Origin of the sequence: Bacillus sp. BS98 (assembly GCF_008432245.1) — a bacterium.
GTDB classification, from domain to species: domain Bacteria; phylum Bacillota; class Bacilli; order Bacillales; family Bacillaceae_G; genus Bacillus_A; species Bacillus_A toyonensis.
The window spans coordinates 4,749,590-4,772,643 of the sequence record NZ_CP043830.1; the positions used below are offsets into that span (position 1 = coordinate 4,749,590).

22 protein-coding genes are annotated in these 23,054 nt (G+C 35.6%); 9 read left to right on the forward strand and 13 right to left on the reverse strand.

Annotated elements, in window-relative coordinates:
• Positions 1 to 22 precede the first annotated feature (22 nt).
• From F0362_RS24890 to F0362_RS24900, 3 genes are all read left to right on the forward strand, one after another.
• Positions 23 to 1,717, forward strand: a complete 1,695-nt coding sequence (locus F0362_RS24890; RefSeq protein ID WP_000878426.1) for a methyl-accepting chemotaxis protein — start codon at positions 23 to 25, stop codon at positions 1,715 to 1,717.
• 225 nt (positions 1,718 to 1,942) lie between these two features.
• Complete coding sequence (locus tag F0362_RS24895; RefSeq protein WP_001009247.1) at positions 1,943 to 3,634, forward strand: methyl-accepting chemotaxis protein; 1,692 nt, start codon at positions 1,943 to 1,945, stop codon at positions 3,632 to 3,634.
• A gap of 116 nt (positions 3,635 to 3,750) precedes the next feature.
• Positions 3,751 to 4,068, forward strand: a complete 318-nt coding sequence (locus tag F0362_RS24900) for a metal-sulfur cluster assembly factor (RefSeq protein WP_000082520.1) — start codon at positions 3,751 to 3,753, stop codon at positions 4,066 to 4,068.
• Between the two features lie 88 nt (positions 4,069 to 4,156).
• Here the strand turns inward: F0362_RS24900 and nprB are convergent, their stop codons facing one another.
• The 7 genes from nprB to F0362_RS24935 all read right to left on the reverse strand — a co-directional run bounded on the left by nprB (position 4,157) and on the right by F0362_RS24935 (position 10,174).
• Complete coding sequence (nprB, locus tag F0362_RS24905; protein ID WP_149890006.1) at positions 4,157 to 5,806, reverse strand: neutral protease NprB; 1,650 nt, start codon at positions 5,804 to 5,806, stop codon at positions 4,157 to 4,159.
• A 158-nt stretch (positions 5,807 to 5,964) separates the two neighbouring features.
• Complete coding sequence (locus tag F0362_RS24910) at positions 5,965 to 6,660, reverse strand: pirin family protein (protein ID WP_149890007.1); 696 nt, start codon at positions 6,658 to 6,660, stop codon at positions 5,965 to 5,967.
• A 51-nt stretch (positions 6,661 to 6,711) separates the two neighbouring features.
• Positions 6,712 to 7,122 carry a MarR family winged helix-turn-helix transcriptional regulator gene (locus tag F0362_RS24915; protein ID WP_000845485.1) on the reverse strand — a complete coding sequence of 137 codons (411 nt, stop codon included), beginning with the start codon at positions 7,120 to 7,122 and terminating at the stop codon, positions 6,712 to 6,714.
• 111 nt (positions 7,123 to 7,233) lie between these two features.
• Complete coding sequence (locus F0362_RS24920; RefSeq protein WP_000422813.1) at positions 7,234 to 7,668, reverse strand: DUF3920 family protein; 435 nt, start codon at positions 7,666 to 7,668, stop codon at positions 7,234 to 7,236.
• A gap of 134 nt (positions 7,669 to 7,802) precedes the next feature.
• Complete coding sequence (locus F0362_RS24925; protein ID WP_000900210.1) at positions 7,803 to 8,396, reverse strand: undecaprenyl phosphate transporter UptA; 594 nt, start codon at positions 8,394 to 8,396, stop codon at positions 7,803 to 7,805.
• An 80-nt stretch (positions 8,397 to 8,476) separates the two neighbouring features.
• Complete coding sequence (locus tag F0362_RS24930; protein ID WP_000380223.1) at positions 8,477 to 9,676, reverse strand: cation:proton antiporter; 1,200 nt, start codon at positions 9,674 to 9,676, stop codon at positions 8,477 to 8,479.
• Positions 9,677 to 10,174, reverse strand: coding sequence for a cation:proton antiporter regulatory subunit (locus F0362_RS24935; protein WP_001026079.1), 498 nt, complete (start codon positions 10,172 to 10,174; stop codon positions 9,677 to 9,679).
• Between the two features lie 409 nt (positions 10,175 to 10,583).
• Here F0362_RS24935 and F0362_RS24940 point away from each other — a divergent pair, with 409 nt between their 5' ends.
• From F0362_RS24940 to F0362_RS24950, 3 genes are all read left to right on the forward strand, one after another.
• Entirely contained in the window at positions 10,584 to 12,017 is a 1,434-nt protein-coding gene (locus tag F0362_RS24940; protein WP_000227598.1) for an alanine/glycine:cation symporter family protein, read from the forward strand.
• 169 nt (positions 12,018 to 12,186) lie between these two features.
• Positions 12,187 to 12,627 carry a Dps family protein gene (locus F0362_RS24945; RefSeq protein ID WP_001041895.1) on the forward strand — a complete coding sequence of 147 codons (441 nt, stop codon included), beginning with the start codon at positions 12,187 to 12,189 and terminating at the stop codon, positions 12,625 to 12,627.
• A gap of 473 nt (positions 12,628 to 13,100) precedes the next feature.
• On the forward strand, positions 13,101 to 13,298 hold the full coding sequence (locus F0362_RS24950) for a hypothetical protein (RefSeq protein ID WP_000656329.1): 198 nt from the start codon (positions 13,101 to 13,103) through the stop codon (positions 13,296 to 13,298).
• 16 nt (positions 13,299 to 13,314) lie between these two features.
• Here the strand turns inward: F0362_RS24950 and F0362_RS24955 are convergent, their stop codons facing one another.
• On the reverse strand, positions 13,315 to 13,596 hold the full coding sequence (locus tag F0362_RS24955) for a hypothetical protein (protein ID WP_000410658.1): 282 nt from the start codon (positions 13,594 to 13,596) through the stop codon (positions 13,315 to 13,317).
• 119 nt (positions 13,597 to 13,715) lie between these two features.
• The gene (locus F0362_RS24960) at positions 13,716 to 14,279 is read right to left on the reverse strand and encodes an LOG family protein (RefSeq protein WP_002045701.1); all 564 of its coding nucleotides are present in this window, start codon (positions 14,277 to 14,279) and stop codon (positions 13,716 to 13,718) included.
• An 88-nt stretch (positions 14,280 to 14,367) separates the two neighbouring features.
• On the opposite strand from F0362_RS24960, the gene F0362_RS24965 reads away from it, so the two are divergent.
• From F0362_RS24965 to F0362_RS24975, 3 genes are all read left to right on the forward strand, one after another.
• Positions 14,368 to 14,691, forward strand: a complete 324-nt coding sequence (locus F0362_RS24965; protein ID WP_000355745.1) for a MazG nucleotide pyrophosphohydrolase domain-containing protein — start codon at positions 14,368 to 14,370, stop codon at positions 14,689 to 14,691.
• Positions 14,692 to 14,744: 53 nt separating this feature from the next.
• Positions 14,745 to 15,251, forward strand: a complete 507-nt coding sequence (locus F0362_RS24970; RefSeq protein ID WP_000949400.1) for a ferritin — start codon at positions 14,745 to 14,747, stop codon at positions 15,249 to 15,251.
• A gap of 299 nt (positions 15,252 to 15,550) precedes the next feature.
• Positions 15,551 to 16,720: a DUF418 domain-containing protein gene (locus F0362_RS24975; RefSeq protein WP_149890008.1), complete on the forward strand. Its 1,170-nt coding sequence runs from the start codon at positions 15,551 to 15,553 to the stop codon at positions 16,718 to 16,720.
• Positions 16,721 to 16,764: 44 nt separating this feature from the next.
• On the opposite strand, the gene F0362_RS24980 is transcribed toward F0362_RS24975, so the two are convergent.
• The 4 genes from F0362_RS24980 to F0362_RS24995 all read right to left on the reverse strand — a co-directional run bounded on the left by F0362_RS24980 (position 16,765) and on the right by F0362_RS24995 (position 23,039).
• Positions 16,765 to 17,946, reverse strand: coding sequence for a NupC/NupG family nucleoside CNT transporter (locus F0362_RS24980; protein WP_000706852.1), 1,182 nt, complete (start codon positions 17,944 to 17,946; stop codon positions 16,765 to 16,767).
• A gap of 350 nt (positions 17,947 to 18,296) precedes the next feature.
• Positions 18,297 to 19,478 (reverse strand): NupC/NupG family nucleoside CNT transporter, encoded by a 1,182-nt coding sequence (locus F0362_RS24985; RefSeq protein WP_000673857.1) that lies wholly within the window; start codon positions 19,476 to 19,478, stop codon positions 18,297 to 18,299.
• Between the two features lie 354 nt (positions 19,479 to 19,832).
• Positions 19,833 to 21,275 carry an alanine/glycine:cation symporter family protein gene (locus F0362_RS24990; protein WP_000346394.1) on the reverse strand — a complete coding sequence of 481 codons (1,443 nt, stop codon included), beginning with the start codon at positions 21,273 to 21,275 and terminating at the stop codon, positions 19,833 to 19,835.
• Between the two features lie 333 nt (positions 21,276 to 21,608).
• A complete protein-coding gene (locus tag F0362_RS24995; protein ID WP_001022880.1) occupies positions 21,609 to 23,039 on the reverse strand; it encodes an alanine/glycine:cation symporter family protein in 1,431 nt (476 codons plus the stop codon).
• Between the last annotated feature and the right edge of the window lie 15 nt (positions 23,040 to 23,054).

Sequence of the window (23,054 nt, forward strand, 5' to 3'; positions counted from 1 at the left end):
GTTTTAAAGGGTAGGGGTAACGATGAAATATGTTAGCATTCGAAAAAAACTACTGTTCACACTCTTAAGCATTTCTTCCTTATTTAGCATTGCTCTTATTGTTATTCTTTCATTTGCGATGCATCAAGCAAGTGAAATCGAAACGTTAAAGAATGATGTATCGAAAAGAGCAACGATTTTAAAAGAACGTGGCGATTGGTTCCAAGCACAGGTCGCTGGTTTACAAGAATATTTACTATCACATGACCAAAAAGGATTGAATAAATTCAACCGGGAAGGAAAAAAACTAGCTGATACTAGGGAGAAAGTAACAAGTGATAAAAAACTCCCAGAAGGAATGAAAGAGGCCATTTTAATGGGAGCAAAATGGCGCAGCGTCGTAGATAATGAAGTCCTCCCTCTTGCGCGTGAAGGAAAATGGGATGAAGCATCCAAAATTGCTCTTGCTCAAACAGATTATGTAAATGACCTTTTAAGTCGTTTTACTAAATATACAAATGAAGAAAATGACAAACGGGATGTATTAATTGCTGACGTAGAGTCTTCTTCATCCCTTATTCAATATATTATTTTCTTCTCACTCATTACATGTACATTAACATCTATTCTATTGGCATGGTGGTTCTCTGGTAAACTCGTTAAACCGATTCGACAAATTGATGCGAAGTTAAAAGAATTAGCTTCGCAAGATGGCGATTTAACCGCTAGATTACACGTAACGAGTAAAGATGAAATTGGTGACATTGCAAATTCCTTTAATCAAATGCTTGCTAACTTACAGCGTATAATAAAGCAAGTTCAACAAACATCAACAAGTGTAAAAGAAGCTTCTGAAAATGTATTTATCGAAACAACTGCTTCTATGGAAAATACCACAAAATCGAAAGAGACTATGAATGCTCTTGTGCACAATATTCGTTCCCAAGTTTCTAGCATCGAAGAAAGTTCAACCGCAATGGATGATATCGCAACGGGTGTTCAGCGTATTGCAGAAACTGCATCTTCTGTCGCTAGCCTAGCTGTTACAACTTCTGAAAAAGCAGATGATGGAAATAAAGTCATTGAGAAGTCTATTACACAAATGCATACAATTAACGAAGCTGTTAACGCTACATCACAAGTGGTAGAGCGACTTATTACACATACGAATCATATTGATACTGCACTTCAATCTATTTCTAATATTGCCGAGCAGACGAATTTACTCGCTTTAAATGCTTCTATTGAAGCGGCCCGTGCTGGTGAACATGGAAAAGGATTCGCTGTTGTTGCCGATGAAGTACGAAAACTTGCTGAACAATCTCAGCTAGCAGCAACTGATATTAACCATTTACTTCATCAAATTCAAGCGGACACAAAAATAGCAAATGACATGATGACACAAGGTCAGTCAGAAGCTTCTGAAGGAATTACAGTCATTCGTACCGCTGGATCTTCATTCTCAGAAATTGTTAATCACATTAACAATTTATCTACACAAATACAAGAAATGTCTGCAACTACTGAAGAAATGGCCGCAAGTTCTGAAGAAATGAATGCAGCTTTAAATAATATCGCTTCTATTTCAAATGAAGTTGCTGCCGAAACATCACAAACAGCAACTTCAGCTGGTGACCAAGTAAACAAAATGAGTATCGTTGCTAAAAAATCATCAGAAATGAAAACAATTGTACAAGAACTTGAAGTGCTCGTTTCTCATTTCAAAACAAATGGTTAAAATGAAAATTCCATTTATACTTCTACGAACTCTAAATTGTTAGAAAGAGCGATTTAGAGTCTCTCTTTTTTCACGCTAAAATATCTCTTTCTATCTCCCATTCTGTCTGCTATAATTCCTAAAGGAAAGAGGAAAGCTTTATTCCTACTGGAATAAAGCTTTCTTTCAATTTTTTACATTAATTAATTCTAATACTAAGATTTTAAAAAGGAGGCTTTTTATCATATGAATTTTATAGGTATCAGAAAAAAACTAATGTTCATGATGGGAACGATTTGTGCTTTATTCGGCATTGCCTTAGCTTTTATTTTATTCTTTACCATGGATCAGTCTCATAAAGCTGAAACATTACAAAAAGAAATTTCTCCTCTTGCAACAGAATTGAAAGAGCGCGGAGACGCTTATCAAGTACAACTTTCTGCTTTAAGAGGTTATTTGCTACAACATGATCAAGTCGAATTAGACAAGTTTAATGAGATGAGTAAACGTCTTGAAGATACAAAAGGGCAACTTCTTTCTAACCCTAACACTTCTCAGTCCGTGAAAAGCACAATGGAATTAGGATCCACTTGGAGAAAGTTCATTGAAGAGAAAGTATTCACTCTTGCAAAAGAACAAAAATGGGAAGAAGCTTTACAAGTAGCTTCTACAGAAAATGGTACTGTTTATAAAGTAATTGGTGATTTCACAAATTACAGTAATGAACAAGCTAAATTACGCGAACAATCTATTGAAAAAATCGATCAATCTTCACTACGAATTGAATATGTTGTCTTCTTATCACTTGTTATTTGTATTGTAACTGCAATTATTCTTGCATGGTGGTTCTCTGGTAAGCTTGTAAAACCAATTCAACAAATTGATATTAAGCTAAAAGAATTAGCCTCTCAAGAAGGCGACTTAACAGCCCGTCTACAAGTAAATAGCAATGATGAAATCGGTGCAATTGCATCATCGTTTAATAAAATGTTAGAAAACCTGCAACATATCATTAATCGTGTTCAAAAAACATCTGTAGAAGTACAAACAGCTTCTGAAAATATGCTAGAAAAGACTAATACATCACGCGAGGCAACAATACGAGTTCAAAGCTCGATGTCCAACTTAAATTCAAGTATTCAATCGCAAACTTCTAGTATGGAAGAAAGCTCAACTGCGATGGATGATATGGCAATAAGCGTTCAACGCATCGCTGAATCTGCTTCATCTGTAGCCGAACTTGCTGTAGCTACATCTGAACATGCTAACGATGGAAGTACTGTTATCCAAAAATCTGTTTCACAAATGACAACGATACATGAAGCTGTAAATGCTACATCAGAAGTAGTCGAGCGTCTAATCACCCATACGAAATATATTGATACGGCTGTACAATCTATTTCTAATATCGCTGAGCAAACAAACTTACTTGCTTTAAACGCTTCTATTGAAGCAGCTCGTGCTGGTGAGCAAGGAAAAGGATTTGCTGTCGTAGCTGATGAAGTTCGTAAACTTGCGGAACAATCTAAAACTGCTGCAACAGATATTAACCAATTACTAAATCAAATTCAAAATGATACAGAAACAGCTAGTTCTATGATGTCTAAAGGTCGTTCTGAAGCATTTGAAGGCATTACTGTCGTTCGTGAGGCTGGTACTTCTTTCACAACAATTGTTGAACAAGTAAATAAAGTATCAACTCAAATGCAAGACATATCAGCAACTGCTGAAGAAATGGCTGCAAGCGCTGAAGAAATGAACGCTTCACTTAATAACATCGCTTCTATTTCAAATGAAGTATCTAGTGAAACAGCCGCAACGGCACAATCTGCTGAGCAGAAAGTTATTGTTATGAATGAAATGACAGTAACTGCAAGACAAATGAAACAAACGGTTGAAGAATTAGATCAACTCGTATCTCATTTTAAAACTGAATAGCTCAAAAAAATATTCCTCTTTCAAGAGGAATATTTTTTTGAGCTCATTCCCTGCACATTATACATATATCCGTTATAATGAGAATCGATATCATTAATCTGTAGGGGGTGCTACACATGTCACAACAAGCATTTGAAGAAAAATTATATGCAAACTTAGAAGCTGTTATTGATCCTGAACTAGGTGTTGATATTATCAATCTTGGATTAGTTTATGACGTTACAGCGGATGAAAATAATAATGCTATCATTACAATGACGATGACTTCTATCGGCTGCCCAATGGCTGGTCAAATCGTATCAGACGTTAAAAAAGTACTATCAACGAACGTACCTGAAGTAAACGAAATAGAAGTAAATGTCGTTTGGAATCCACCATGGTCGAAAGAACGTATGTCACGTATGGCGAAAATCGCATTAGGTATTCGTGACTAAATAAAGTGAAACTTTAATCAGCCTACACCAATCCAGTGCTTGCTGGATAAAGAAAGACCTGACGTCATAGTCAGGTCTTTTTCTCTTATTATTTAACGCCTACTGCATCATAAGCTTTCGTTACAGCTTGTAACTCTTTAGAGTTTTTACCATATAAATCTTCTGCTGACTGAAGTGCTGCTTGACGCATCATTTTAAAGTCAGAGTTTGCAGTTAAATATTTAGTAAGAGCACGGTAGTAAATTTTTTCTGTCGCTTCACGGCCCACTCCAGTTACTTTCACGCCGTAATGCGTGCCACCGTCAGATACTAAGTACGCAGCTTTATTGTTAATACTACTGTTAATATGAACGCCGCCATTATCAGCTGTTCCAGTATAGCGTTTATTGTAATGATCTGGGTAACCTTCACCTGGTTTTAATGGGTTTGGAATAGATGCTGGATCTTTCAGAGAACGAAGCGCATCCCCAGGTTTACCAGGTGTATAAATATCAGCACCTAAATCCCAGCTCTTCTTCTCAACCATGACACCCATAATATCAGATAACGATTCATTTAACGCACCTGATTCATTTTTATAAACAAGGTTTGCTGTATGCTCAGTTACAGCATGTGTTAATTCGTGCCCGATAACATCTAGGCCAGCAGATAATGGAATAAATGTCTTGCCATCTCCATCACCATACATCATTTGGATACCGTTCCAAGCTGCGTTATTCCAGCTTTCTCCTACGTGAACAGAGGAGATCAGCTTCGCGCCTTTATCATCGAAAGAGTTACGGTTAAATGTCTTTTTGTAGTAATCGTATACTTTCCCTGCATTTACATGCGCATCAACCGCTGCTTTGTCATCAAAGAACTTATTTTTACTTTCTACTTCGACACCTGTATATCCAAACCATTGTGAGAATATGTTAAACCAGTTTTCATCCATATTCTCTGCATCAAACGTATGAACACCTTGTCCACGCTTACCATCAAATAAATGGAATGCTCCTGTCTTCTCATTTTTAGCAATTTCAAATGATTGTCTAGCACCTAATACTCCGTAACCAAATCCTGTAATGTTATCTACAGCATTATATTTCTCAATCACATTTCCATTTGTTGCATCAACAAAGTAATGCCAATAGCCTGGAGCTGGTTTTGAAATCGATGCCTTAACTAAGTATGCAAGATAGTAGTTTCCATCTTTTTCATACACAAATAAATCTTTTTTCACACCATCATAATTCTTTACTTTACCAACTTCTTTTTCAATATCTGCCTTTGCAATTGTTTCTGCTTGTTCTGCACTAATACTTGCAAAGGTAGGAATATTTTTATCCTCTAAATTCGGAATAACTTGTCCGAAGAATGCTTTTACATTATTCTCTTTATCTAGTGTAACAGTTTGGTCTGAACCATACACAGGAATGTTATTATGTTTCTCAACTAACTTCACATGTGTCGTACCAGATTCAGCATCTTTTTCTTCCCCAATGACATTAAAATGTGTTTCAATATTTCCTGCTAGTTTAAACATATCTTTTTTACTCTCTAAATATTGAAAGACCGTCTCTTTTTTATCTAGTCCTTCCGGTGCTTTCCATTCTTCACCTATGTATGCAGGTGTTTTAAATTCTTGATGATATTGAATTTTTTGTTCTTCTGCTTTCGTTGTCGTTGCTCCAAACGTTCCAAATCCCCCGGCGATAACAGTTAACGCTAATGCTGATGAAATGACTTGCTTTTTCACTATAACATTCCCCATTCCCATAAAGATTTTTGACACTTTTATAAAATTCTGAATTTTTAACCCGATACCTCTTCCAAAAATTTGAGAAACATTTTTCAGATAATTCCACACAAAAAGAGGACACCCTATCAGGTGTCCTCTTTTTTATAAACATTTTGTTATTTTTTTAGCTCAATTGCTAAATAGTGTGATTGCTCTTTCGCTTGAATATGAATATCTTCTTCTACTGCTTCTGCCGCATCGCGCATAACAAGTATCTCACCATTTATCACACTACTTCCTTCAATTTGTACAAGGTACAATTGACGGCCTTCTTTCACAGGAAAATGAATTTCTTTTCCTGCCTCTAACGATAAAGAATATAAATTCGCGTCTTGGTGAATTTGAATTGGCGCATCATCTTCCACTGGGGAAACCATATGGAACCACTCATTTTCACGTTTACTCCAATCAAATTTAAACTCACCATAGTTTGGTTTATGATCAGCACGGTCTGGTAAAATCCAAATTTGTAATAAACGCAATGTTTCATTTCCTAAATTATGTTCACTATGAAATACACCAGTACCAGCACTCATATATTGAACATGTCCACGCTCAATTGTTCCTCTATTCCCCATGCTATCTTCATGTGTTAAGGCACCATCTACAACGTAAGAAATGATTTCCATATCGCGGTGCGGATGCATATCAAACCCAGTTTGTGCCGCTACTAAATCATCGTTAATAACACGTAACGCTCCAAAACTCATATTATTTGGATTGTAATAATTAGCAAAGGAAAAATGAAAATGTGTATTTAACCAACCGTGATTTGCTCTACCCATATTTTTATGATCAACTTTTCTAAACATATCCTTCACCTCATATTATCTCGAATTCAAGATTTACTTTAAAATTGTTTCTTACTGTAATTTTTTTAGTAATTTTAATAATTGATTTTGTTCTTCTATATTTAATTTATGAAACTGCTCCGCTTGGAACGTTTCCTGGGGCGGGACGATCTCCTCATATAAAGCTCTTCCCGTTTCTGTTAACGAAATATATTTCGTAGTACCTTCTTGTTCACGCCCAATCCAGTCCAGCTGCTCCATTTTATTTAAAAGCTGCGTGACATTTCCTTTCGTAACAAATAGCTTCTTCCCAAGCTCTTGCTGCGTTAAACGATTATGTCCTCCAACTTGAGCTAGTACATCAAACTGAGCGGCAGATACATTCCATTTTTTCAAATGCTGATTCGTCTCACGAATACTCTTGTTATAAAAACGTGATAAACGAAACCATAATAGTAGTCCTAATCTATCTTCTGTTTTCATTTCATCACCTCGCTCGTTTCATACTATTAGTTTAGAACTAAACTTTATAGAAGTCAATTACTTATTTTTAGTAAGTAACAAAGGAAGCATAGCGCTATTTCTCCACTATGCTTACATCAATTTTCTATTTTTATATTCATCTAATTTCCTCTCCGCGAACTTCTTCGCATCTTTCTCAATCCATCTCTCTTCATACGATTTACTTCCAACATACAATACTTCTCTCTTATGCTGCATCGCATGGCGAAATTCATGCAGTAGTGTTTTAAGCACTTGCTCATACTCATCCCACATACAAACGAAAATTAATTGTTTTTCTTTATGATAAAAACCACCTACGGGGAATAAAAACTCCTCTTCCTCTTCCCCTAATGATAGAAGTACATGATTTGCATCACACGTATCACAAAAAATAACTGGCGTTTTACATACTTCAATAAGAGAAAATAAATCCTCTCTAATCCTTTTGACATCCCAAGGAAGCTCCGAATCCAACACATACCAATTCTCCACCTGTTGATATACATTTTGAAACTGGAGTTCCATTTCTTTTTATTCCCCTTTCCAAGCTCTCTTTTTCTATATGTATGCCACAATATGGTAAATATTAAACATACTCTTTCCCCCTTTGAAAAATGACAATAAAAAGAACCTATATTAGTATAGGTTCTTTTCCATAATTACTTTTTTTTCATAATTTTTTTTAGTACAAAATAACCAATTGCGCAAACAATAGCAGCAAGTGCAAAATATTTCACATATGGCCCAGCTACTTTATTAATGCTTTCCCACTCTGAACCTAATTTAAATCCTAAATATACAAACACAATTGACCATGGAATAACAGCTAATGTAGTTAGCGTAATAAACTTAGCATGTGACATTTTCGCAATACCCGCTGGTATGGAAATAGCATGACGCACAACAGGAATAAAACGTGCCGTAAAGATAACGCCAGTTCCGTAACGATTAAACCAATCTTCTGCATAATCAATATGCTTCTTCTGAATTAAAATATATTTTCCATATCGCTCAAGAACAGGTCTTCCTCCGTATCGACCAATCCAATAAATAAATAGTTGTGCGATTACACCGCCAATTGTCCCGAACGCAACAGCTCCCCAAAATGTAATGCTTCCTGTTGATACTAAATAGCCTGCATAAGACAATACGATTTCACTCGGAATAACTTCTAACATCAATCCAAGCATAATTCCCCAATAACCAAGTCCTTCTAGAAAAACTAAAACTGAATGAATCAACTCTCCTAACATCATTTACCTCTCTTTACTGTTTTCGTTACCAAAAATAAAAGTACAAGCAGTAAGTATCTTGTACTTTTACTTTTTAAAATTTAGTTAGTCTTCGTATCCCACTTAAAGATTTTATTTAAAAATTTATATACATTCTTTGACTCTTTTGTCAGAAGTGGACCTAAGATGGATAGTATAAGCACGTATAGTGCTGAGAATGGTTTTAACACTGACATTAAACCACCAGCGATACCGATATTAGCCATAATGATGGAGAATTCTCCCCTTGAAACGATTGTTAATCCAATATTTGTAGAAGCTTTATGAGATAATCCAGCTTGTCTTCCTGCAATCATCCCTGCTACAAAGTTACCGATTATCGTAAGAAGTACCGCACCTAGCGTTAACCATATTGCTCCGCCTAACGAGAACGGATCGATACTTAACCCGAAGCTGAAGAAGAAAATTGCTCCGAAAAAGTCTCTAAATGGAACAACAAGATGTTCAATTCGATCACTATGCTCTGTCTCAGAGAAAACTAATCCTAAAAGAAGTGCTCCGATTGCTTCTGCAACGTGAATTGTTTCTGAAAAACCAGCGATGAAGAATAACGAAGCAAATACTACAATAATAAAGATTTCATCTGAACTAATATTGAGCAATTTATTTAATAACGGCGTTGCTTTTCTAGCCACAATAAAGAATAGAAGCATATATCCTAAAGCAATTCCAATTGAAGTAAGAGCACCTAAGAAGGAAGCATGATCCCCAAGTACTAAACCAGAAACGACTGATAAATATACAGCAAGGAATATATCTTCAAACATAATAATTCCTAAAATTAGTTCGGTTTCATTATTACCAGTTCTTCTTAAATCCACTAATACTTTCGCAACGATGGCACTAGAAGAAATCGTAATAATACCCGCAATAATTAAAATTTCTAGTAATGGGAATCCCATGATAAACCCGTATAATAATCCAAGTGAAAAGTTAATTAGAATATAGATTGTTCCACCAATCGCAATAGAACGTCCGGATTTAATTAGTTTCTTCATCGAAAATTCTAGCCCTAGATAGAAGAGAAGGAACAGAACGCCAATTCTTCCAAGGAAGGATATTACACTTGCACTTTCAATAAATTTGAGATCGATTACACCTATTGTCGGCGCGTGCGGCCCTACTAACATGCCAAGAACAATTAGAAAAGGAATTACTGAGAACTTAAACTTTCCAGCGATTACTGCTGCAATTGCCACTAGAACTAAAGCTGTACCAACTTCAAAAATTAAAGTATCCATCTAGTCAGTCCCCCTATTCGAAAGTAACTCATTAATAATTTTTTTAATTTCTTCTCTCTCACCTGAAACTACTAGCATATCGCCTTCTTCAATTACTGTTTCTGGTCCTGGATTAAATAGCTTTTTCATATTCTTTTTCATAACTGCAATTATCGTTACGCTATACGTTTTTCTTATTTCAAGATCACCAATTGTTTTTCCGATTGCTGGAGCTGCATTCTCCACTTTAAACCACTCAATCGCTAAACCTTCAAAGACCATCTCAACATTTTCTAATGCCCTAGGCTTATATACCATTCCACCTAATATTGCTGCAACTTGTCTTGCTTCTGAGTCACGTAATGAAATACTAGAAATACTTTCTTCATGATCTGAATCAAAATGATACATTTCTCTACGTCCGTCATCATGAATCACAATCACCATTTTTTCGTTACCTTTCGTAACGATTTGAAATTTATACCCAATACCTGGAAGTTCACTTTCTCTAATATTCATATTTAGCTCCTCCTCAACAATTTTATTTGAATTTTCTGTTTTTCAGTCTTTTGTTCATCCAACCAATTTTAGAAATTCTAACCACTCCGGATACTTATGATTTGGAAATCTTTTATTGTAATAATAAGTGGCCCCTAGAAAAATACTTGAAGATGTAACGATAAAAAATACATTGCTTCTCATTTTTAAACTCTCAAGGCTTACTTTCAATAAAGTTTCTTCTTTCAAATTATCCCCAATTTCTCGCTTTACATTTAGTTTTTTAAAATGTAAATAATTCTAAAAATATTACGATGTAACATAATCATAACATAAAACGCATTTAAGTAACATCATTTTTTAGAAAAATTGATTCTAGTATATTTTTTGCATATAATTTTCTTATTACAGAAAAAAGGAAGTGTATTATATGGTTGATATCTTTAGCAGATTCCTTGAGGTAACGAATAATATTTTATGGTCATATATTCTTATTGCAATGCTAATCGGCTTCGGTCTTTATTTCTCTTTCAAATTAAAATTTGTCCAAATTACTCATTTCAGTGAGATGGTCAGTTTAATTAGTAAAGGATTTAATCGAAAAGAAAAAAAGAAAGATAGCATCTCTCCATTCCAAGCATTTTGCTTAAGTGCAGCCGCTCGCATTGGTATCGGGAACTTAGCTGGTGTAGCATTAGCAATTTCAATGGGAGGACCTGGTGCAATATTTTGGATGTGGTTTATCGCGATTCTCGGAGCAGCTACTAGTTTTGTAGAATGTACGCTCGCGCAAATTTATAAAGTAAAAGATGGACGCAGGTTCCGTGGTGGCCCAGCATATTACATGGAAAAAGGGTTAAACAAACGCTGGATGGGTGTCTGGTTTTCACTTCTTATTACAGTTGCGTACGGATTAATTTTCAATTCAGTACAAGCAAATACAGTAACAATAGCGTTTGAAAATGCTTTCGGATTAGAGCGAACGATCGTAGGAGCTATACTAGCTTTACTAGTTGCAGTTATTATTTTCGGCGGTATTAAGAGCATTTCACGCATTACAGAAATGATTGTTCCCCCAATGGCAATTGTTTATATTGGTGTGGCTATTTTTGTCGTGATTAACAACTTCAATATGTTACCAAGCATTTTCATGGAAATCTTTAACGGTGCATTCGGTTTAGACCAAGCCATCGCTGGTGGTATTGGAGCAGCTATCAAGTTCGGAATCCAACGCGGTTTATTCGCGACAGAAGCAGGTATGGGGAGCTCTCCTAATGCAGCAGCAACATCTGATGTATCTCATCCTGTAAAACAAGGACTTGTTCAAGCATTAGGTGTTTTCGTAGATACATTCTTAGTATGTACATCAACAGCGTTTATCGTATTATGTTCTGGACTTTACAAAGGATCAAATTTAGAAGGTATTGAATTAACACAGCAAGCATTAAGTTCACAAATTGGACCGTGGGCAAGCACTTTCTTAGCGATTATTATTTTCCTCTTCGCTTTCAGCTCCTTACTAGGAAACTACTATTATGGTGAAACAAATATCGCATTCATTAAAGAAAGCAAAACATGGTTAATGATTTATCGCGTTGCAGTTGTCGGAATGGTGTTCTTCGGATCAATCGCTGCCCTTCAAACTGTTTGGAGTTTAGCTGATTTATTCATGGGACTAATGGTATTCACAAACTTAATTGCCATCTCATTCCTTAGCAAATTTGCCTATGCAGCATTAGTAGACTACATTAAGCAAAAGAAACAAGGTAAAGATCCTGTCTTCCTTGCAAGTTCTATCCCTGGCTTAAAGAATACAGAGTGTTGGGATGGGCAGGATGTAGAAGAAAAACAAAAGGCTGTTTAACAAACAAAGGCCCTATTACTTCACCGTAATAGGGCCTTTTATTTACAACAGTTCATAATTTGTTCAAATTAATTCCAGCAAAAGGGTTGATTTATACAAATTACTAGATTATAATAATTATAAATTAGTAATTGATATAACATAACAACTCAAAAGGAGATTGATCATAATGAACAAACAAGTAATCGAAGTATTAAACAAACAAGTAGCAGACTGGAGCGTTTTATTTACAAAATTACACAACTTCCATTGGTACGTAAAAGGACCTCAATTCTTCACATTACACGAGAAATTCGAAGAACTTTACACAGAATCAGCTACTCACATCGATGAAATTGCAGAACGCATTTTAGCAATTGGCGGCAAACCAGTAGCAACAATGAAAGAATACTTAGAACTATCTTCTATTCAAGAAGCAGCTTACGGAGAAACTGCAGAAGGGATGGTCGAGGCAATCATGAAAGACTACGAAATGATGCTAGTCGAACTGAAAAAAGGCATGGAAATCGCTCAAGACTCTGACGATGAAATGACATCTGACCTACTACTAGGCATCTACACAGAACTAGAAAAACACGCTTGGATGCTACGTGCGTTCTTGAATCAATAATAGATTTTAAAGCGGAGGTAGCTTGCTCAGAATGTGAGGGGGATGGAGCTTTTGACGTAGAGGCGCTCTTTACCTCGCAGGAAAAAGCGAAGCCACCGAACATTCTAGCTACCGGAGCTGGATATTATGTAAAAGCGGAAGCGACTCGTTCAGAGTCGCTTTTTTTATGTAATGGTTGCATTTAACGGTACACGAAATTATATCAACGATTTTTCAAATATATCGATCATAACTCGCAATATATCAACGATTTTTTCATTATATCGATCATTACAAGCAATATATCAACGATTCGATAAAGGATATCAATTTACCGACAAATCACGACAATATTAACACACCCCTCGCCCTACTTTTATCAATATATTACAATCTCATCTATGTTAAAATATAGGAAACACCTTTTAGTAAAATAGATCCAAAAAGCTTTTCCAAATTCATCATTTACTACTTAAATGGCGGGAGTGGTTCAGTTGAAAGACTACTTAATTAGAGCATTTTTTGCGTTAATAACAGTTGGAATCGTCTTACTTATAGCTAATATTTTCAATATACGTGTCGAGGTTAAAGACTATGCTTTCCTCGTTGTTGTAGCAATTGGTGGCGGCTGGGGTGGCTGGTACCTGTATAAAAAACAAAGTAATCAAAATGATAAAGGCATTCCAAAGTAATATGGAATGCCTTCTTTTATTTCCGTCTATAATAAATAACAAAATTCAAACCACTGATACAACCAATCGCAATAAACATACAAAACGATTGTCCATCTCCACCTAGACTATACTCATCAACGATAAATCCAGACATAAACAATGTTATCGCTGAAACACCAACACACAATATCAAAATAAACCAAAGCGAAAACTCATTAATCAGCTCTTTCTTCTGTCTTAAAACAATTAGCATAACAAGAATAGACGCTGCTAAAATACTTTTAAAAACAGGACGTAAATACACAAACTTCTCCATCTATTTCTCCTTTCCGGAAAACTCTATATTATAACATTAATATATTTAACTGAATTAAAAACACATGTCTTTTTACGATGAAAAAGACATGTGTTTCTATAAATCGCTATAAAAACGTACTATGATAATTGCTTCCACTTCGTCCCCAAGACAGGACGCTCGTAATTTTGGATTTCATGAATTAGTTTATCTGCCGTCTCAGCGGAAACAATTAACTCTTTATTCGATGGATTCATAAAGCCTTCTTCTGCTGCCCGTTCAACCATTTGCAAAATTGGTCCGTAAAAGTCTTTTATGTTCAATAAACCAACCGGCTTATTATGTATACCAATTTGTGACCAACATACTACTTCAAAGAGCTCTTCAAACGTTCCATATCCGCCTGGTAATGCAATGAAAGCATCCGCAAGCTCTGCCATTTTCGCCTTGCGCTCATGCATCGTTTCTACTTCAATTAATTCTGTTAATCCTGTATGTACGATTTCTCCTCGAAATAGACCACGCGGCATAACACCTGTTACACGTCCGCCTAAACGAAGAACTTCGTTTGCTACTTCTCCCATTAATCCGACGCATGAACCGCCATATACAAGCTCATAGTCATTCTCAACAAACATTTTACCTAATTCAATTGCCTGCTCTTTAAACTCTGGTCTCTCCCCTAAATTGGAACCTGCAAACACACAAATCTTTCTCATTCCTACACCCCGAAACTATATATTGTTATGATACAATTGACATTGTACAACATATTGAGGAGATGAGGAAGAAATGGATATCGTTGCATTTCAAAGATGGGTTGAGGAATTTTACGAAAAACGAAGCTGGTCACAGTATAATGCCTTTATTCGCTTAAATTTCTTAACTGAAGAAGTTGGAGAAGTTTCACGAGTTGTTCGCGCTATTGAAATCGGCCGCGATCGTCCCGATGAAGATGCGAAAACAGAAGAAGAGCTAAAACAAGAACTAAAAGAAGAACTTGGTGATGTACTATCTAACCTTATTATTCTTTCGCAAAAATATGATTTGGATTTACAAGACATTATGGACGCACACGTCACAAAGCTTTCGAAAAGGTTCGAAGCACTCAAATGAGAATATTATCAATTATGGTATAATATTCTTGTCACAATAATAAGGGGGATTTTATGTTATCTAAAAAATTGCACGACGCATTAAATGAACAAATGAACTTTGAATTTTACTCTGCCCACGCTTATATGGCAATGGCTGCTTACTGTACAGCTGAGAGCTATGATGGATTCGCTAACTTTTTCCTTGTACAAGCTGAAGAAGAGCGTTTCCACGCAATGAAGCTTTACAACTATATTAACGACCGCGGTGAGCGCGCTATTATTACTGGATTCGATAATCCAAATAACGAATATGAATCTGTATTGAACGCTTTTGAAGTCGCACTTGAGCACGAGCGTGAAGTAACGAAACGTATTTATCACTTATCTGATATTGCTTGGGATGAGCGTGAGCATGCAACAATTACATTCTTAAAATGGTTCGTTGATGAGCAAGTAGAAGAAGAAGCTTCATTCGATAGCATCATTCAAAAATTAAAACGTATTACAAGCGATTCAAACGCACTATTTATGCTAGATGCTGAATTAGAGAAACGTACATTTACGCCTCCAGCTGAGTAATATTTTAATCACCTTAATGAGTGTATTAAGGTGATTTTTTTATTTGCTTTCTATCTTAAAATCACCTTAAATTTCCTAGCATTTGACATAGAACTAGTTAAAAAATGGTATTATTTTCAATATAAAGTGAAACTTTGGTCCGTGGGGGGGCGTTCATCCACCACGGATTATTAGTTGAACTAATCGGGTCTTTACAGGCAGTTGATCTCCCACCTAACCTCTTTGCCCCCGCCAAATTTTGAGGTGGGAGTCTTACTGCTCGTTAATGCTGGATAAAACAATATGTGAGGAGAGAAAAAATGAATCAACGTGTAGAAGCTGTTGATGCAATTCGTGGTTTCGCTTTATTTGGCATTTTACTTGTTAATATAACATTAATTCAATTCGGGTTATTCGCTAATGAAAAACCCACTTATATTTTCGGAAAACTCGATGAAAGTGCTAATTGGTTTATTCAATTTTTCGGCACACAAAATTTCATTTCCCTATTCTCTTTTTTATTTGGGCTTAGCATTATTTTGTTACAAAAAAGTATTATCGCAAAAGGAAAAAAGTTTTTCCCCACATATATAAGACGTATTAGCATTCTTTTACTACTAGGTTTCATTCACGGTACCTTTATTTGGTCCGGAGATATTTTATTTGCATACGGACTTATCGGGATTTTCTTAATGATGTTTATAAATAGAAAACCAAAAACATTATTGATTTGGGCAACTATTCTACTCGCACTCATTACACTTATGTCTTATCAAACTGATCCAAATACAAATATTAATGATTTTGCTCCTTATATTGAAAAAGAGCATAAAGTTCATGAAACTGGAAGCTATATGGATCATGTCAACTTTAGGTTAACTGAAAGTCCTTTCGATTATATTGGGATTAACGGTTTCTTCGGACTAGTTTTCATATCAATTTTCGCAATAATTTTTATGTCCCCACTTTTCTTACTCGGAATGTATGTAGGAAAAAAGGGCTGGCTATTTGAGATTGATAAACACATACCTTCTATCAAAAAGATTTGGCTTATCACTGGTATTTTCTCTTTTACAATTAAAATCTTAGCCATGTTCGTAAAGCATCCAATTTTAATTATGTTACAAGATGGCCTTACATCAGTAACCATGACATTCTTTTACGGAAGCACCATTATTTTATTATTCCATTACAAAAAAGCATCGCGCTTACTAACATATATGGCGAATATGGGGAAAATGTCGGTTAGTAATTACTTAGCTCAATCCATTATCACAACAACAATTTTTTACGCATACGGCTTTGGCTTATTCGGTAAAATCGGATATTTCTTCGGTATTCTTTTGACCATTGGAATTTATACAATTCAATTATTCGTTAGCGCCTATTGGCTACAAAAATACCGAATGGGCCCTATAGAATATGCGTGGAGAATGGGAACTTATTTAGAGAGACCACGATTTAAAAAAGACTTGGATAAAGCAAGTTAAACAAAAAAAGCAATGAGCCTACGCTCATTGCTTTTCTTAATTTATTAAAGCATAACCCCAACAATAATCGCTGATAATATACTTACTAACGTTGCACCGTATACAAGTTTTAGTCCGAATGATGATACAACATTTGCTTGTTTGCCATCGATACTCTTTGTTGCACCTGCGATAATTCCGATAGATGAGAAGTTCGCAAATGATACAAGGAAGATAGATAAAATACCTACTGTACGAGTTGATAAATCACCAGCTACTTTTCCAAGGTCAAGCATTGCAACGAATTCGTTCGTTACTAATTTTGTTGCCATAATTTGTCCCGCTGCTAGCATCTCTGATGTTGGAATACCCATTACGAATGCTAATGGTGAGAAGATATATCCTAAAATGCTTTGGAATGTGATTCCGAAAATTGAATCGAATACACCGTTAATTGCTGTAATTAATGCTACGAAACCGATTAACATCGCCGCTACTGTTACAGCGATAGAGAAACCAAGCATAATATATTCGCCTAACATTTCAAAGAATGTTTGTTTCTTATCTTCTTGTAATTCTAAAATATCGTCTTCTTCCTTTACTTCATATGGATTGATAATATGAACGATAATGAATCCACTAAATAAGTTTAATACAAGTGCTGTTACTACATATTTTGGATCAATCATTTTCATATAAGAACCGACGATTGACATTGATACTGTTGACATTGAAGATGCACAAAGTGTGTATAAACGATTTTTCGGTAATTTGCTTAATTGATCTTTTACTGTAATAAACACTTCACCTTGACCAACAATTGCAGCTGCTACCGCATTATATGATTCTAGTTTTCCTAAACCGTTAATTTTACTTAGTACGAAACCGACTGCACGAATGATAATCGGTAAAACTTTAATATGTTGCAAGATCCCGATTAATACCGCTAAGAAAATGATCGGTAATAATACTGTTAAGAAGAATGGTGCTTGTCCATCGTTCGCTAAACCACCAAATACGAAATTAACCCCAGCTTCCGCAAATTTTAAAATAGCGCCAAATCCATCTGCAATCCCTTTTACTAATACAAATCCGACCTTTGTATTTAATAAGAAATACGCAAGTACCAATTGAATGACAAGCATAAGTGCAATTGGCTTATATTTAATTTTCTTACGATCTGAACTTATAAGGAAACCTAGTACAAACACTACAAGTAAACCAACTAGAAACATTACTATTTTCATATGTGAATCCTCCACTTCTTCCACGAGTTATTGGTCGTATAACGTATAACGAATGACGTCTGACCATTGATGTTAAAAAATTTAAAACCCCTAAATACTATTCAACTGTTATCTAAAATCAGTAAGCGTTTACATAAATTGCAATTTATAAAAGGTAGCCTCTTCTCTCCTACCGTATTAAAAGTCTGAAATTGATACCACCTACAAATCAAATTGTAAGCGTTATCTAGACGAAATGCAATATAAATTTTAAAAGATTTTTATATGTTAATATATTCCTAATTAATTGGTTTTTTTATGTAAATTAACCATAAAAAACGGCCCTAGCTATGAGCTAGAACCATTCTTTTTTATAGCATAACACCAACGATAATCGCTGATAATATACTTACTAATGTCGCACCATACACAAGACGTAAACCGAATGATGATACAACATTTGATTGGTTTTCATCGATACCTTTCGTTGCACCTGCGATAATTCCAATTGATGAGAAGTTCGCAAATGATACAAGGAATACAGAAAGAATACCTACTGTACGAGCTGATAAATCACCAGCTACTTTGCCAAGATCAAGCATCGCAACAAACTCGTTTGATACTAATTTTGTTGCCATAATTTGTCCCGCTGTTACCATCTCTGCTTGCGGGATACCCATTACGAATGCTAATGGTGAGAAAATATATCCTAAAATAGCTTGGAATGTAATACCGAACACTGAATCAAACAAGCTATTGATTGCTGTAATTAATGCTACGAAACCAAGTAACATTGCTGCTACCGTAATTGCAATCGTGAAACCAAGCATAATATATTCGCTTAACATTTCAAAGAATGATTGCTTTTTCTTATTTTCTAACTTCAGTGTATCTTCTTCTTCCGTAATATCGTACGGGTTAATAATATGAATAATAATGAAACCACTAAATAAATTTAATACAAGTGCTGTTACTACATATTTTGGCTCGATCATTTTCATATAAGAACCAACGATTGACATTGATACTGTCGACATTGAAGATGCACATAATGTATATAAACGATGTTTTGGGATTTTACTTAATTGATCTTTTACTGTAATAAATACTTCCGCTTGTCCAACAATTGCAGCTGCTACTGCATTATATGATTCTAATTTCCCTAAACCATTTACTTTACTTAACAAAGTACCAATAGCACGAATAAATATCGGTAAAATCTTAAAGTGTTGTAAAATTCCGATTAATACTGCGAAGAATACGATTGGTAATAATGCAGTTAAGAAGAATGAAACTTCTCCTTTATTAACAAGGCCACCAAATACGAAAACGATTCCAGCTTCCGCATACCCAAGAAGTGCGCCAAATCCATCTGAAATTCCTTTTACTAAAATATAACCCACTTGCGTATTTAATAAGAAATACGATAATGCTAACTGAATTACAAGCATGAGTGCGATTGGTTTATACTTAATCTTCTTTCGATCGGCACTTATAAGAAAACCGAGTACGAATACAACGAGTAATCCTACAAGAAACATAACAAACTTCATTAATAAAATCCTCCATTTAACTCTTCATTAACGTTGAACGTCTGACCATTCAAAACAAGAAATAATCCGAACTTTCCATTTCTCCACCAAAACACTTAACTGGATATGAAAAATCATAAAACCTCTTGTCTCAAAGGCATTTTCCATTCTATCATAAATCCCAACTCATATCCGCACTTTTCTAAAAAAAATTACATTTTATTATAAAAACCTCATTAATGTTCGTCTTTTGCCCCTTTCTCCTGTTTTATAACTACACAAAAAACGAGCATCAAATTTCACTGATGCTCGTTCTATCTTTTATCCCGCTATTTGCCGGGCAGTAAAACTCCCACTGATTAAAGTTTCACTTTATTATACAGCTTTTTCTTTATCTGCTACTTCCGGCTTATCCCAACACTCTGTATTGTTCAACCCTGGAATAGACTCCGCATAAAAGACTGGATCTTTTCCTTGTTTCTTTTGCTTTACGTAATCTGATAACGCTGCGAAAGCGTACTTAGAAAGGAATACAATTGCCACTAAGTTAATAACAGCCATAATCCCCATAAATAAATCTGCTAAGTCCCAAACGATTTGAATTGTTGCTACAGATCCTAACATAACCATACCAAGTACAGCAATGCGGTATGCCGTTAATAACACTTTACTTCCATTTAAGAACTCAATATTTGTTTCACCATAGTAGTAGTTACCTACTAATGAGCTGAATGCAAATAAGAAGATTGCAACCGCTACAAATACAGATGCCCACGGTCCGATATGTTGGCTTAACGCTTGTTGCGTCAATTGAATTCCATTTAAATCAGCTGCACCAGGTACATCAGATAATAAAATGATGAACGCTGTACAACTACAAATTAATAATGTATCTGTAAATACCCCTAAAGTTTGAATGAAACCTTGTTTAACTGGGTGCGTTACGTTCGCAGTCGCTGCTGCGTTCGGTGCACTACCCATACCAGCTTCATTTGAGAATAATCCACGTTTTACTCCTAGTAAAATCGCAGCTCCTAATCCCCCACCAACTACTTCTTTAATTCCGAATGCATGTAAGAAGATTTCTTTAAATACATACGGAATTGCCGTAATGTTTGTTACAACAACGAATAATGCAACTGCTACATATATAATTGCCATTACCGGAACAATCATTTCAACCGCACGCGCAATTCGCTTAACCCCACCGAAAATAATGATTGCAAGTAAACCAGCCATAAACAGACCTACAAGTCTACTATCCATTTTAAATGCGCCATCAAAAGCTGCCGCTACTGTGTTTGACTGTACTGCATTAAAAATCAATCCGAAACTCACTGTTATTAGAACAGAGAAAACAACACCTAACCAGCGTTTCTTTAAACCCTTTTCCATATAATACGCTGGGCCCCCACGGAATGCGTTCCCATCTTTTACTTTATAAATTTGCGCTAATGTGCTCTCTACAAACGCAGAAGCACCCCCAATTACCGCAATTAACCACATCCAAAATACAGCACCTGGACCACCTGCTGAGATTGCAATAGCTACACCAGCTAAGTTACCAGTACCTACACGAGAAGCTGTACTCATACAAAATGCTTGGAATGATGATACACCGCTTTTTTCTTTTTGCGCTTTTCTTGTCTTTGAACTCGCCCCGTCCCCAAGTAGGCGAATCATTTCTCCAAAGTAGCGAATTTGGACGAATTTCACACGAAATGAAAAATAGAGTCCTAATCCAATTAACATCGCGATAATGATATATGACCAAAGGACATTATTTACATCCCCAATTACTTTAGCTAAAAAATCCATAATCGAATTGCCCCCTCTTCCTAACAATAAGAAAATTATATTCTAAAAACTTTTAGTAATCAAGAACTTTATGTTAGGTTTTATGACATGATTAAGTTAGATTTCTTAACACACATATGTTTTTCACTTAAAACTATAACCAATACGTGCATTTATCCACTACTCAATCACTCATCCTATTCGACCAATCATACTTTTAAGACAGTACGTTGCCTACAAATAACGAGAGAAATGAACAAACAAAAATTATATTAATAATTACCTTTCACCCTTCTCATCATTTACTACAACAAAAAAGGCGAGCATCAAATTCCTCTCGATGCTCGCCTTTTCTTATACTGCTTTTTCTTTATCCGTTACCGCTGGCTTATCCCAACACTCTGTATTCGTTAAACCAGGAATAGAATCTGCACTGAAGACTGGATCTTTTCCTTGTTTCTTTTGCTTTACATAGTCTGCCAACGCAGCATACGCAAATCGTCCAAGAAGTGTAATCGCAATTAAGTTTGTAATTACCATTAGACCCATAAATAAATCCGCCATATTCCATACGACTTTAAGCGTCGCAACAGAACCGAATAATACCATTGCAACTACCGCAATACGGTAAATTGTTAACCAAGCTTTACTTTGTTTAATGAATTCAATATTCGTTTCACCATAATAGTAGTTTCCTAGAAGTGAACTAAATGCAAATAAGAAAATAATAATCGCTAAGAAGCTACTTGCCCATGGGCCGATTTGTGAACTTAATGCGTTTTGTGTTAATTCAATACCTTCTAAATTTGTTGCTTTATATGCACCAGAACATAATACGATAAACGCTGTTGATGTACATACTAAAAATGTATCTACTAAAACCCCGATTGTTTGAATAAAACCTTGTTTCGCTGGATGCGTTACATCAGCTGTTGCTGCCGCGTTCGGCGCACTACCCATACCTGCTTCATTCGCAAATAACCCGCGCTGAATACCAAATTTCATTGCAGCACCGATACCGCCACCTACAGCTGAATCTAAACCGAATGCACCTTTAAAGATTTCTGTAAATACATCTGGTATTAAATAGAAGTTTTTAATAACAACGAAAATAGCTACTGCAATATAAATAAGTGCCATTGGCGGAACAATCATTTCTGACATACGCGCAATACTTTTCACACCACCAAAAATAATAACTGCAACTAATGCCGCTAATACAATCCCAACAATATAACGCTCTAAACCGAATGCATTTTCAAATGCTAACGTAACTGTATTCGCTTGTACTGAGTTGAAAATTAAACCGTAACTAATTGTGATTAGAATAGAGAACCAAATTCCCATCCAACGTTTATTTAAACCTTTTTCCATATAATAAGCAGGACCACCACGGAAGCCACTGCCATCTTTTATTTTATAAATTTGCGCAAGTGTACTTTCCACGAAACTTGAAGACGCCCCGATAATTGCAATAACCCACATCCAAAATACAGCTCCTGGTCCTCCCATAGAAATAGCTAGCGCTACACCAGCTAAGTTTCCGATACCGATACGAGCTGCTGAACTCATACAGAACGCTTGGAAAGAAGATACGCTACCCTTTTTACGTGTCTTACCAGTTAGTCCATCACTCATTAATCGAACCATTTCTCCTAAATGAGTAATTTGTACGAATTTTAATTTAATAGAAAAATAAAGCCCTAAACCAATTAGCATTGCAATAAGAACATATGACCAAAGAATCGTATTCGTTGATGAAACGAATTGATCTAAAATATTCATACAATTAACCCCTCC